Genomic DNA, 12136 nt, shown 5'->3' with positions numbered 1-12136 from the left:
CAGGGGTTATTGGCGAACAAGGTGAGACATTCCGGCGTCAGCGGGTTGAGATAGATAGGGTTTTTGAGACGTTTACGGACAGCGAGGAACAGCAGTTAGGCGGACACCCTATCCGCCACTTTCCCCCGACCGGGAAACCCAGGCAGTCCGCGGCACGCGGGTGCCGTCCCACCAGGGCATGTGTACCACGGATGTGGCCCATCCGTCAGCCCAGTCGATCGGGGGGAGCCGAGTGCGGAAGTGCCGTCTCACATACCCGATTGTTTTTTTCATTCATGATGTTGTCGTATAGTTGCTCAATCCTGCGGCGCTTTCTGAGCCGTCAGGCGACGGCGAAGGTTCCGCCGACGGGGTCGCGGATGGTGGTCCAGGCGGATTGACCTTGCCGGCGGGCCGTTCCGGTGACGGAGCGATAGCCTGCGTGGATGCCGGGCCCCCAGTCGGATCGGAAGCCGTTGGTGACCTTGCGGAAGACCACGGACGGGCGGATTTCCTGCTCGCTGGCGTTGTTGGTCGGCGGCACGCGGCGATCGGCGAGGAAGACGAAGAACTTGCCCCGCCAGGTCTTGACCAGGCGCTGCAGTTCGCGTCCGGCCGGATGGGCGGCGGGGACGCCGACCAGGGCATCGAGGCCCCGCTCGGCCTTGGCGGCGTAGGCGGCCAGCGTGCCGTCCTTCAGGCCCGGTCTTCGCTTGCCGACGCGGATGGCCCAGTGCCAAGTGATCGCGGATCCTGGGTGCGACCACGGTGTCGCCGCAGTCGATGGCGTACTGCACGTCGCGCAAGACGCGGGCCAGGCAGACCTGATGGACCCGTCCCAGTTCCTGCTGCCCGGCGTAGCGGTCGGAGATCCACACCTCGGGCCGATGCCCCCCAGGATCCCGGCGGGCACCGCGCGGCCCCGGCCGAGCGCGATGGTGTGCAGCACGGCCTTCTCGGAATGGAACACCCACTGCCAGTGGGTCACGCCGTTGACCCGGGCCTCATCCGAGGCGATCACCGGGGCGCCCAGGAGTTTGGCCTTGATCGCCGCGCAGGCCGTGTCGAACGCCGTGCCCATGCGGCGCAACGCATGGGCGATGGCGCCCTCGGAGATCGTCAGCCCGAACACCTCCTCCAGCATCCGCGACAGCCGCTCGAAGCCGACATGATGGCTGTGGTGCAGATAGGCCAGCAGCGCCCGGATGCCCGGTCCGAACGGGGTGCCCGGCGGCATGGCGGCGGGCGGGGCGGCCCGGTAGCGCCGCCCGCAATCGCCGCACCGGCCGCCGAACAGCTCGACCCGCGTCACCACCGGGCGGATCACCGGAAGGTCGATGTGGTCTTAACGGTGCCGGCACCGCCGTCCCGCAATGCGGGCAGGCCTCGGCCAGGCGACGCTCGGTCCGGTCCGGGTCGCCGGCCAGCGGGCGCGACACTCCGGGGCGCGACGGCCGCGGCTTGCGCCGGCGCTTGGCATCCGCCTTGCGCGACGCACCGCCAGGGCCGTCCTGCGACGGTGGAATGTGCGAATTGGCCGACGTCTTCCGCGGCTTCCCGACCAGCGCTTCCAGTTCGGCAACCCGCGCCGCCAGACGCTCGATCAGCGCCGCCTGCTCGACCAGCAGGGCGTCCTTCTCAGCCTCACTCAGGCGATAGCGCGGCGGCTTCTCCATCCCGAAGTGGACCCATATTCCGAACCTCCGCGCAACCCTTTTTGCCAACCCCGTGAGCAGTTACGGGGGTGCTCCCCTCATGCTCAAAAATCACGGGCACTGAGCGCTTACTTAGTCAAGAAAGGACTTTGTAACGTCCCCTTTTTCATAATAGCTTTGGATTTTCAGGAAATGTGCTCCCCTGAACACCAGAGCACACTTTAGCGAAGATTTTTGGTTGAGTGCTCCCTCCTGGGGCCTAGATCGGCGCTATCACCAGTCCATCGGAAACGCGCCATGTCTGTTCCTGACCAACTTCAACACTCCTTTAGTCGTGCCGAACTCGCACATCTGCTCCACATATCCGTGCGCAGCCTTGGCCGTCGGCTCGGTCGTGACATCGCCAAGATCCGCACTCCCAGCGGACGAGTCCTGATCACCCGCGAAGCCGCCTATAGCGCGCTGGAGGCACAGCGCCGCGGCTAACTCTGACGCTCTCGGCATGACGCGCCAAGACCTATCCGATCAAGGAGTTAGCGGTGTGCGGGCAAAACGGGTCGATTTGTCCCCGGAAGATCATGAATTTCCATCTGCCGGCCAGATCCTTGCCTCAGCACCGGCTACATTGCCCATCAAGCGTAGCGCATGCTCCGAGGAGGTTGCGGTCAGCGCCGTCGACAGCGCGTCCGCAGCCGTCGCATTGTCCGCTGTCACGGTCGCGGAAAGCACTTGATCGGCGCATCGTCCGGTACGCGGATCGAAGATATGACCAAAGCGGCCCGCGAAATCGAACCGGGTCCCCCTCACGGACGAAGTCGCAATGGCCTGATCCGTCAATTCCATCGTGTCGGCGATACGGTTGTCCGCTTCGCCGTCGGGCAAGCCCACGACCCAGCGCCGACCATCGGGATGTCGACCCAGAGCCTTCACTTCGCCCATGTCCACCAGGACGTTGGTCATGCCTTCGGCCCGCAGCCGATCAGCGATCCGGTCGGTGATGTAGCCCTGAGCGATCCCGTTCAAGGTGACTTCCATACCCGTCTTGGTGAACCAGATCCCGCTTTCCTGAACGTTCAGTGCACGGTAATCGACCAGAGACTTGGCCGCTGCGACCACGAAGGCCGGCGGACCGCCGGGATCAGCGCCGGGCCGGCCGAAATGCTCGGCATAGAGCCGCCACAGGGGCTGGACGGTCACGTCGAACATCCCGTCTGTCAGCCTGCTGAAGCGGAGCGCATCGTTCAGCAGCCGCACCAGGTCCAGCGGCGGATCGGCCAGTTCACCGGCCCGATTGAGACGGACCAGGGCGGAATCGGGGCGGTAGAGGCTGAAGACACGCTCAAGCCGCGCCACCTCGTCCAGGCACAGGCGGATCAGGCGTTCGGCCTCGGCCGGATCGGGATGGCTGAGTTGCAGGCAAGCGTCCGCGCCCAGCGCGGTGCCGCGCCAGACGCGCAGCGGGGCTCCTTCTGCAGGCGCGATCGAGGGGGGCAGCAGCATCAGTCCGGCCGACGCCGCGGTGATGGCGAGAAAACGCCGCCGGGTCGGGCGCCGCGTCATGGCATGCTCCGCGAATGGGGGCCGTGCCTACCGTCGTGCTTGCCGCCTTCGCCGGGATCGTCGGTTTCCTCCGGCGACGCCAGGATGGTGTCGTCCGATACTTCGGAGAAGCGCTTCACGCTCCCGCCGTGGGCGGCCGCGAAGTTTCGCGCCGCCGTTTCCTCGGCGAAAGGCAGGGGCTCGGCGGCGCCCATGCCGCCGCGGAACCCGCTGCCCACCACGAACCATGCGTTTCGGGCTTCGGTCCAGAGATCCAGGTCCGGCCGGGACGGGTCCGCGGCCTTGGTCAGGTCGGTGACGTAGATCGCCCGGTATTCGTGGGATTCTTCCGGCAGCATGGTGTACGCGAAGGTGTCGCGCACGGAGGAAAGCCAGATCGGCGTCGACTTTCCCTCAAGGATGATTTGGCCCTTGGGGCCGGGATGGTCGAGCATGTTCATGCCGCAGTAGTGGCCGGTCGCATCCGCGGTGATCGCCTGCGGCGGGGGTGGAGCGGCCGTGGTCTCTTCGTCCTTGCAGCCGGCCAGCGGCAGCAGGAGGGCGAAGCCCAGCAGGGCGGCGGTCAGCAGGTTGCGCATCAGATCTGCTTTCTGGAGAAGACGAGCGCCGCCAGCGCCAGAGGGGCGACGATCCAGGCGGCGAGCACCCCGAGAAGGGCCGTGGCGCCGAACTGGAGATGGCCCGCGAGCCCGGCGGTCCCGGCGAACCGGCTCACGTTGTCGAAGCCGGCCAGGTTGAACAGGCGGAAGGTGTCGGCCGGATTGGCCAGCAGCAGCCAGGTGACCATGTCGGCCTTGATGGTTCTGCCCTGGTCCGCGACCAGCAGGCCGAGCAGGCCCATGTCGTAGATCAGCACGAAGCCGAGCCAGATGCCCACCGCGATGCCGGCCGCCGTGGCCCGGTCGCGCACCAGCGTGCTGGCGAGATATCCGAGCGACGTGAACGCAGCTCCCAGCATGACGCTGCTGCCGATCATGGCGGCGAAGGCCAGCCAGCTCTCGGGCTCGATCTCCGCTCCGCCGGCGGCCAGCGCCACTCCGGCCGCACCGTAGCCCAGCGTGGTGGCGAAGGCGATGACTGCCGCATGGCCAATGAACTTGCCCAGCATCACCTGCCAGCGGGCGACCGGATAGGCCAGCAGCAGCGCCATGGTGCCCCGGTCGATCTCGCCGACGATCGCGTCGAACGACAGGAGCAGGGCGATCAGCGGCAGCAGGAAGATCGTCAGGCTGGCAAGGCTGACGATCGTGACCTCCAGCGGTCCGGCCCCCACCGTGCCGGCCGGCGCGCTGCCCAGGAAGCTGAGCGTCAGGGCCAGAGCCGCCATCAGCAGCGTCATCGCCACGACCCAGCGGTTCCTCAGCGCCTCGCGCACCTCCTTCGCCGCGATGGTCGCGATGGTGTTCATTGGGCGGCCTCCTGCCTCAGGAAGTGGGCGTACATCTCGTCCAGGCTGGGCTGGACGATCTCGATGTCGTCCGGCGGCGTCCCCAGCCGGACGACGCGGCGGACCATGTCCAGCTTGTCGTCGTTGGCGCAGGTCAGCTCGACCATGTCGCCGGCCAGACGCCTTGCCGCGCCGCCGAAGACGGCGGCCAGTTCGCCCTCGAACGCCGTGGGAGCGGCGTCCGGCACGGTCAGCCGGATGCGGACCGGCAGCTGGGCCAGGGTGCGCAGGGTGGCGAGCGAGCCCTCCGCGACCTTGCGGCCCCTGTTCATCACGATCACGCGGTCGGCCTGCCCCTCCAGTTCGGTCAGCGCGTGGCTGCACAGCAGGACGGTGGTGCCGGCGTCGCGCAGGTCGCCGATGATCCGGTAGAAGCCCTGGCGAAGCGCCGGGTCGAGGCCGGTCGTCGGCTCGTCCAGGAACAGCAGTTTCGGGTCGCCCAGCAGCGCCTGGGCGAGCCCCAGCCGCTGCCGCATCCCCTTGGAATAGGTCCCGACCCGGCGGTCGCGGGCGGCGAGCTCCAGGCCGACGCGGTCCAGCAGCGCGTCGTTGCCGCCGGCCGGCACCTGCTTCAGCCGGGCGTAGAAGTCCAGGCATTCCCAGCCGGTCATGGCGGGGTGGAACGCGACGTTCTCCGGCAGGTAGCCGATCCGGCGGCGGATCCGGGGGGCGGCGTGTCCGGCGGGATCTTCGCCCAGCACCCGTACGGCGCCTTCCGTCGGGGTGGTCAGGCCGAGCAGCAGCTTGATCAGCGAGCTCTTTCCGGCGCCGTTGTGGCCGACCAGGGCCACGCACTCGCCGGCACCCAGGGTGGCGCTGACTTCCCGGACGGCGTACTGGCCGCCATACCGCTTGGAGACGCCGCGGACTTCGATGGTCGGTTGGGCCTGGTTCACGATTGCGGCCTCCCTTCGGGGCTGGGGGACGGTTCCGGCGGCTTCATCAGCGGGGCGCTGTCCATCACGCCGCCGGGGTGCAGCGCCGGAAATTGCGACTGCGCCCAGCGGATCACCTGGATGCCGGGGCTGTTGATCAGCAGCTTGGCCGCCGGAAAGGACCACATGACCTGGTCCACGATGTCGTTGGGGCGGTAGGCCTCGTCGGAGATGCCGTCGCCGTCGAGGTCGAAGGCGGGGTTGTCGCTCCAGTAGTTGCCCCGCCCCTTGTCGGACCAGTCCAGGGAACGGGTGCCGACATACTTGACCTGCGTGCGGTTGTTGACGAAGGCGTTGCCGGTGATCGTGTTGCGCTCCGACCCCGCGGTGAAGTGGACGCCGATCTCGCAGTCCTCGAACCGGTTGCCGCGCAGCACGTTCTTGCTCGTGTTGTAGATGAAGACGCATTTCCAGGTGCCGGTCCGGTCCCTCTCGGCCAGCCCGCCGACCTCGCGCGGGATGTCGGCATCCGGATCATCATCGTCGGTGGCCGCCGTGGGCGGCGTGGCGAACCGGCCGGCGATGACGTTGCCCTCGATGCGGGACCGGGTCGTGTAGTTGAGCAGAAGCCCGTGGTCGCGGTCGCCGCGCGACTGGTTGTCCCGGACCACGAGGTTCTGCGAGAACATGATGGCGTAGCCGACGTCGTTGCCGACGGAGACGTTGCCGCTGACCTCGCTGTCGTTGGTGTACATGTAGTGGACCGCGAAGCGGACGTTCTCGAACCGGTTGTCGCGGAACTCGTTCCGTTTGCTGGTGGTGACGAAGATGCCGTCGCGACCCGCCGACACGGTGTTGCCGACCACCTTCGTCCCCGGCGCGTTCCAGAGCTGGATGCCGTTGCCGCGCTCGCTGCGCCGCAGGTCGGTCCGCCCCCGGACGCGGTTGCCGCGCACCAGCACGTCCGGCGCTCCCCAGACATAGATGCCGATCAGGTTGTCGATCAGTTCGTTGTCCTCGACCACCGCGCCGGCCGCTCCCTTGCCCAGGAAGATCCCGGAATCCTGGTCGAACAGGCTGAGTCCGGAGTTGCGGACGGTCAGCCGGCGCAGCGTGACGCCGGGGGACTCGACGGTGATCGAACTCCGCCGGCCGCCGCCGTCGATCACCGCTCCCGGCTGCCCTTCGAGCGTGACCGGCACGGCGACGGTGACCGGCCCCGGGTGGATACCCGGGGCCAGTACCAGCGTGTCGCCGGAGTCCGCCGCGCCGAGGGCGTCGGCCAGCCCGCCCGGCGGCACCGTCACCGTCGCCGCCCTGGCGGGCGTCACGGCCAGGAAAGCCGCCGCGAGGATCAGTATTCCGGTCCGTGACATGATCCAGTCCTCAGACCGCGCGCGGCTCGACCAGCATGCGGCCGCCCATCTCCATGTGGAGCGCGTGGCAGAACCACTGGCAATAGTACCAGTGCACGCCGGGCCGGTCGGCCGTGAAGGTCACCGAAGCCGTCGCCTGCGGAGCTATCTCCATGGCGATGCCGTAGCCGGTCAGCGAGAAGCCGTGGGTCAGGTCGTCCACGTCGTCCATGTTGGTGACGTAGACGGTGACCTCGTCGCCCTGCTTGACGGTGAACTCCTCCAACCCGAAGGCCGGGGCCAGCGCCGTCATGTAGACCCGGACCTTGTTGCCGTCGCGGATCACCTTGCTGTCGTATTCGGGATCGACGCCGTCCGCCTTCGCCTGCCTGACGGCGTCGGCGAACATCGGGTCGTCGCGCCGGTAGGCGTTGACCGGGTTGACCTTGGAGCGATGCACGATCAGCGTGTCATGGGGCTCGGCAAAGGTCGGGCCGTCATGGACGATCTTCATCTCGTCGCCCGAAATGTCGATCAGCTGGTCGTTCTCCGGCTTCAGCGGACCCACGTTCAGGAAGCGGTCCTTGGAGAACTTGTTCAGCACCATGAGCCACTTGCCGTCGGCTTCCTTGGTCTGCCCCATGGAGGAGTGCAGGTGGCCGGGCTGGTAATGGACGTCCAGCTTCTGGACGATGGGATCGACCTTCTCCCCCTTGAAGGCCCGGATCGCCTTGGCGATGTTCCATTTCACCACCTGGCTGTCCAGGAACAGGGTGGTGTAGGCGTTGCCGCGTCCGTCATAGGCGGTGTGGAGAGGCCCGAGGCCCAGCTGCGGCTCCGCCACCACCACGTCGCGCGGCTTGATCCTGTCGTCGAACAGATCGTCGAGCCGGCGCACGTCCAGCACGGTCACGGTCGGCGACAGCTTGCCGTTGACCGTCACGTGGATGCCGTCGGGAGCGGTGTTGACGCCGTGCGGGCTGTTGGGGATCGGGATGTACCGGGTATAGGGATTGCCGTGCCGCCCGTCGACGATCGGAACGCCGTTGATCACCTCGACCTTGCCGTCCTTCACCGCCTGTTCGATCCGCTTGATGTTGAAGACGACCAGCCAGTCCTGCTCCTTGGCGGTCATCTCGGCGGTGGTGACGCCCTCCTCGGAGTTGTAGCAGGTCGAGAAGACGTATTTGCCCTGGTAATCGGCGTCCGTGTTGTCCAGGTTGCCGTCCACCCAGACCTGCCACGCCACCTTCATCGTGTCGCCGTCGATCGCGGTGAAGTGCGAGCGGTACTTGGTCGGCTCGTCCAGGATCTTGCCGATGTTGGGCGTGGGCACGCGCTGCTCGCCGTTGGCGAACACATAGCCGGTGCGCGGATATTTCTGGAGCCGCAGGCCGTGGATCGCCGAGGCGTTCGGGATCTCGATGATCTTGTCCGGCTTCATGATGTCGGCGCGGATGCGGGCGACGCGGGTGTTGGCCTTGTCGTTGCAGAAGATGTAGCGCCCGTCGTAGGTGCCGTCGGTGAACGACATGTGCGGGTGGTGCAGGTCGCCGTTCTGGTAGACGCCGCCGCGCGTCTTCAGGAACTCGCGGGTCTCGTCGGTCAGCCCCTCGGTCAAGATTTTCCGGCTCTCGTTGGTCTGTCCCCAGCCGGTGGCGCTGCACCGGGTGAAGACCGGGATGCGCATCAGCTCGCGCATGGAGGGCGCGCCCATGATGCGCACCTCGCCGGAATGCCCGCCGCTGTGGAAGACATAATACTCGTCGAGGTCGCCGGGCTTCACCTCGGCGCTCTGCTTCGTCCCGCCGGATGCCGCAAGGGCGGTCCCGGAACCGAAGACGGAGCCGCCGGCCGTCGTCACCGCGGCGCCGCCGAGGGCGCCGGTCAGGCCCGCCAGCGCGGCGACCTTGGCGGTGCCGCCCAACAGGTGGCGGCGGTCGATGCCCGTCGGTTTCTCGTTCTCATCACGCATCGTTCAACTCCATCAGGCTAGCGAAGATCCGGCGGCGCGCTTTTCGCGCTTCAGACGCCGTTGGATCATGACCGGGCATTTCTGGTCATGGTGGTAGAGCACCTGGCAGTGCATGCACTGGATGCATTCGTTGGGATTGATATGGCCTTCCGGGTGGATCGCCTGGACCGGGCACTCGTTGGCGCAGCGCTGGCACGGGCTGCCGCATTCCTTGTAGCGGCGCAGCCAGTCGAACATCCGCATCCGGCCGGGAATGGCGAGTGCCGCGCCCAGCGGGCACAGGTATCGGCAGAAGAAGCGCTCGATGAACAGCCCGGCCGCCAGCAGCGCCGCGGCGAACAGGACGAACCACCAGTCCCGGACGAAGTGCAGGATGATCGCCGTCTTGAACGGCTCGACCTCGGCACCCCGTTCCGCCGCCGACAGCGAGTACATCGACAGGCCGAACAGGGCGAGGAAGATGATGTACTTGATCGGCCACAGCCGCTGATGCAGGCCGAACGGCACCTTCACCTTGGGCAGGTGGAGCACCTGGCCGACCTTGTACAGAAGCTCCTGGAGAGCCCCGAAGGGGCAAAGCCAGCCGCAGAAGGCGCCGCGCCCCCAGAACAGGATCGAGGCCGCGACGGAGCACCACAGGATGAAGACCAGCGGGTCCATCAGGAAATAGTCCCACCGGAACTCCGTTCGGAGCGCGTCGGCGAAGGTGAAGACGTTGACGACCGACAGCTGCGCCTTGGCGTACCAGCCCAACCACACCAGGGTGAACAGGAGGAAGGTGATGCGGACCCGCTGGTAGAGGGCCGGGCGGCGGACCAGGCTGTCCTGGAAGAAGAAGAGGCCGGTAAGGATGCCGATGGCGCTCAGCGCGACGGCGATATCGAGCAGCCGGCCCTGCCAGATCCTTTGCCACAGCGGCGTTTCCGGGGGCGGTTCATCCTCCCGGGCGGGAGCGGCGGCTGCGGCCGCGGCCGGAGCGGGCGCCGCGGCGATCGGGTCGCCCAGGTATTTGTCGGGAGGCTGGTAGCCGAGGTCGAACGACACGAAGGCCTTCTCCAGCGCGCCGGTGGCCCGCTGCACCAGCAGCGACAGCCGCCACGGCTCGGCCGGGTCGAACTCCGTCCCTTCGGGGATCATGAACAGGCCGACTTCGGGAAAGTCGGGAGCCCCGGCGGCCGCGACGCCGCCCAGCCTCAAGTGGGTGCGGTCGCGGAACCTGACTCCGGTGTCGCCCTGGACGAGCTCGATCCGGTCGAAGATGCCGCCCCGCACATAGCCCGAGCCCTTGAACGAGTAGCGGCCCTGTCCGGCGACCAGGAGCGCGTGCTGTCCCGGCTTGAGCTTCCGGGCGAGCGACTGGTATTCGGCCTCTCCCAGCAGGCTGCGCCCAATGGCCGGGATGGAAACCAGGGTCGCGTAAAGGTCGATGAAGGTCTCGTCCGGAGCGCCCGGCTCGGGCCGTGCGACGGCTTCCGGCTTGCCGCTCCGCTCGAAGGCGGCGTTGACGTCGCCGACCGTCAGCGCCAGCCGCCGGACCGAACCGTCACCCACCAGAGTCGGCCAGTCCTCGACCTCGCCCCGGCCAGGCTCCAGCGCGCGCCGCGGTTTCGCGGCGACGGCACCGGCGCCGGCCAAACCCAGGGCCTGCGCCACTTTCCGGCCCGACCGGACGATGCTGTCGCCGATCACCATGACCGTGACGGTGGCCCCGGAGACGATGTCCACCGGCGGGCTCGACGACGTCTGGCCCGCGAGTTCGACCACGCTCCGGCCGATGTAGCCGGATATGAACCGGTCTATGCGTTCGGCCGGGATGCCGATCAGGACGATCGGCTCATGGTGATCCACCAGCTTGGCCCCCGCGACTCGAGCATCGGTTCCAAGCCCGACCAGCACATGGATCGGCCGCCCGGAATATCCGGTCGTATTGACGAAGTCGGAGTTGAGATAGGCGTAGCCCAGCAGCTTGTCGCCCTGAAGGACCGGGGCGACGGGAACCCCGTCCTGGATCGGCCCGAACCTGTCGGCTCCGGCGAACAGCTCGGCCGGCTCGGCCCTGGAGAGATACTGGCCCAGCAACGGCACCGCGGCTTGAGCGACCGTCGAGACGGAGCTGATGATGGAAACCACCAGCATTGCGACGATTCCGTTCCTCAGCCCAAGTATTCGCCACGATGAGAACGCCATGATCCGTGCCAGAGAAATTGACATTTATCAAGAGACCGTGCCGATAGTGTCAACGGCATGAATCTCTTGTCGGTTCATAAGAGGCTCTGTTGGTCACGGCGGACTTGATTGAGGTCAAATAGATGTCGGTTTTTTCAGTTTATGGTCCGGCACCTTGAACCGATCATGAAATGGAGCGGGGGCGTGAATTTGCTATGCCAGGAACCGGTCGCCCCGGTCACCTCATCGGCCGACCTGCTCGGCATCGCCCTCGCGCTCGAGCGGGAGGCCGTGCTGCGCTACCGTGAACTGGCAGGGATGATGGATGGACGCGGCGCCGTGGAGACCGCGGCAACCTTCCGGGCGCTGATGGAGGAGGAGCGCCGACATGTGGAGGCGGTGGCGTCCGTCTCTGCCGAGCGGATCGGCCATGTGCCCGACAGCGCGCCTTTCGTCTGGCGGCTACCGCCGGAGATCGCCGCCTCCTGGGAGGAACTGGCCGGACGCAGCGATCTTACGCCGTATCGCGCCTTGTCGCTGGCCGTGCTGAACGAGGAACGCGCGTTCGCCTTCTACAGCTATATCGTCTCCGCGGCGACCGACCAAGCGGTGAGGGAGCAGGCCCGGGCCTTGGCGATGGAGGAGCTGGACCACGCCGCGAAACTGCGGCGTCAGCGCCGGAAGGCCTGGAGGGCGTCCCGCCGGGAAAGCGGCGATGCGGCGGTGCGGGTCGAGGATCTCGCCGCTCTGGCGTCCCTGGCCTCCGCGCTGGCGGGTGAGACGGTCGGTATCCTGCGGGCCGCCGCATCGGCGCTCGATCGTGCCGGAAAGACGGACGACGCCGGCACGCTTGCCGGAATCGCCGACGATCTGACGCCTCTGATCACGGGCCCCGGACCGGCCCCGGTGCCGGTCGATCCGGTCCTCGGCCAAGGGCGGAACCTGCGTTCGGCGGCGGCGCTGGAGAAGATGGCCGAAACCTTCTCCGACATCGCCGAACGCACCAGGGACGAAGCCGTCCTGCTGGAGGCGCAACGCCTTCTCGGCATCGTCGTCGGACATGCGGTCCGGCTCGCCGAGAGATCGCGCTGACGGGTCGGATCGTGCCGGATCGGAACGGTGCC

At 67.3% G+C, this 12136-nt stretch carries 9 protein-coding genes and 1 pseudogene; 2 read left to right on the top strand and 8 right to left on the bottom strand.

From position 1 onward, the window contains the following. Positions 1–322: 322 nt before the first annotated feature. A pseudogene (gene tnpC / locus JL101_RS13215) lies at positions 323–1655 on the bottom strand (IS66 family transposase). 276 nt (positions 1656–1931) lie between these two features. Here tnpC and JL101_RS13210 point away from each other — a divergent pair. After that, entirely contained in the window at positions 1932–2120 is a 189-nt protein-coding gene (locus tag JL101_RS13210) for a hypothetical protein (RefSeq protein WP_203095496.1), read from the top strand. Positions 2121–2210: 90 nt separating this feature from the next. On the opposite strand, the gene JL101_RS13205 is transcribed toward JL101_RS13210, so the two are convergent. From JL101_RS13205 to JL101_RS13175, 7 genes are read right to left on the bottom strand one after another with little or no spacing between them, the layout of a single operon-like run. Next, a complete protein-coding gene (locus tag JL101_RS13205; protein WP_203095495.1) occupies positions 2211–3194 on the bottom strand; it encodes an FAD:protein FMN transferase in 984 nt (327 codons plus the stop codon). Further along, entirely contained in the window at positions 3191–3772 is a 582-nt protein-coding gene (locus JL101_RS13200) for a nitrous oxide reductase accessory protein NosL (protein ID WP_203095494.1), read from the bottom strand. Before JL101_RS13200 ends, JL101_RS13205 begins: the two co-directional genes overlap by 4 nt. Then, positions 3772–4602, bottom strand: coding sequence for an ABC transporter permease subunit (locus JL101_RS13195; RefSeq protein WP_203095493.1), 831 nt, complete (start codon positions 4600–4602; stop codon positions 3772–3774). The genes JL101_RS13200 and JL101_RS13195 overlap by 1 nt, the downstream gene beginning before the upstream one ends. After that, positions 4599–5537, bottom strand: a complete 939-nt coding sequence (locus JL101_RS13190) for an ABC transporter ATP-binding protein (protein WP_203095492.1) — start codon at positions 5535–5537, stop codon at positions 4599–4601. The genes JL101_RS13195 and JL101_RS13190 overlap by 4 nt, the downstream gene beginning before the upstream one ends. Continuing rightward, complete coding sequence (locus JL101_RS13185) at positions 5534–6892, bottom strand: nitrous oxide reductase family maturation protein NosD (RefSeq protein ID WP_203095491.1); 1359 nt, start codon at positions 6890–6892, stop codon at positions 5534–5536. Before JL101_RS13185 ends, JL101_RS13190 begins: the two co-directional genes overlap by 4 nt. 10 nt (positions 6893–6902) lie before the next feature. Next, positions 6903–8846 (bottom strand): TAT-dependent nitrous-oxide reductase, encoded by a 1944-nt coding sequence (gene nosZ / locus JL101_RS13180; RefSeq protein ID WP_203095490.1) that lies wholly within the window; start codon positions 8844–8846, stop codon positions 6903–6905. Between the two features lie 12 nt (positions 8847–8858). After that, positions 8859–10982, bottom strand: a complete 2124-nt coding sequence (locus JL101_RS13175; RefSeq protein WP_228435436.1) for a NosR/NirI family protein — start codon at positions 10980–10982, stop codon at positions 8859–8861. Between the two features lie 234 nt (positions 10983–11216). Here JL101_RS13175 and JL101_RS13170 point away from each other — a divergent pair, with 234 nt between their 5' ends. Then, positions 11217–12104 carry a ferritin-like domain-containing protein gene (locus JL101_RS13170; RefSeq protein WP_228435435.1) on the top strand — a complete coding sequence of 296 codons (888 nt, stop codon included), beginning with the start codon at positions 11217–11219 and terminating at the stop codon, positions 12102–12104. The last annotated feature ends 32 nt before the right edge of the window (positions 12105–12136 follow it).

The organism is Skermanella rosea (assembly GCF_016806835.2).
Classification (GTDB): Bacteria; Pseudomonadota; Alphaproteobacteria; order Azospirillales; family Azospirillaceae; genus Skermanella; species Skermanella rosea.
This window is presented reverse-complemented; position numbering and strand designations above follow the sequence as displayed.

Bases quoted from the DNA above. Each gene is read 5' to 3' on its own strand.
- JL101_RS13210 (WP_203095496.1), top strand. From the start codon at position 1,932: ATGTCTGTTCCTGACCAACTTCAACACTCCTTTAGTCGTGCCGAACTC.
- JL101_RS13205 (WP_203095495.1), bottom strand. From the start codon at position 3,194: ATGACGCGGCGCCCGACCCGGCGGCGTTTTCTCGCCATCACCGCGGCG.
- JL101_RS13200 (WP_203095494.1), bottom strand. From the start codon at position 3,772: ATGCGCAACCTGCTGACCGCCGCCCTGCTGGGCTTCGCCCTCCTGCTG.
- JL101_RS13195 (WP_203095493.1), bottom strand. From the start codon at position 4,602: ATGAACACCATCGCGACCATCGCGGCGAAGGAGGTGCGCGAGGCGCTG.
- JL101_RS13185 (WP_203095491.1), bottom strand. From the start codon at position 6,892: ATGTCACGGACCGGAATACTGATCCTCGCGGCGGCTTTCCTGGCCGTG.
- nosZ (WP_203095490.1), bottom strand. From the start codon at position 8,846: ATGCGTGATGAGAACGAGAAACCGACGGGCATCGACCGCCGCCACCTG.
- JL101_RS13175 (WP_228435436.1), bottom strand. From the start codon at position 10,982: ATGCTGGTGGTTTCCATCATCAGCTCCGTCTCGACGGTCGCTCAAGCC.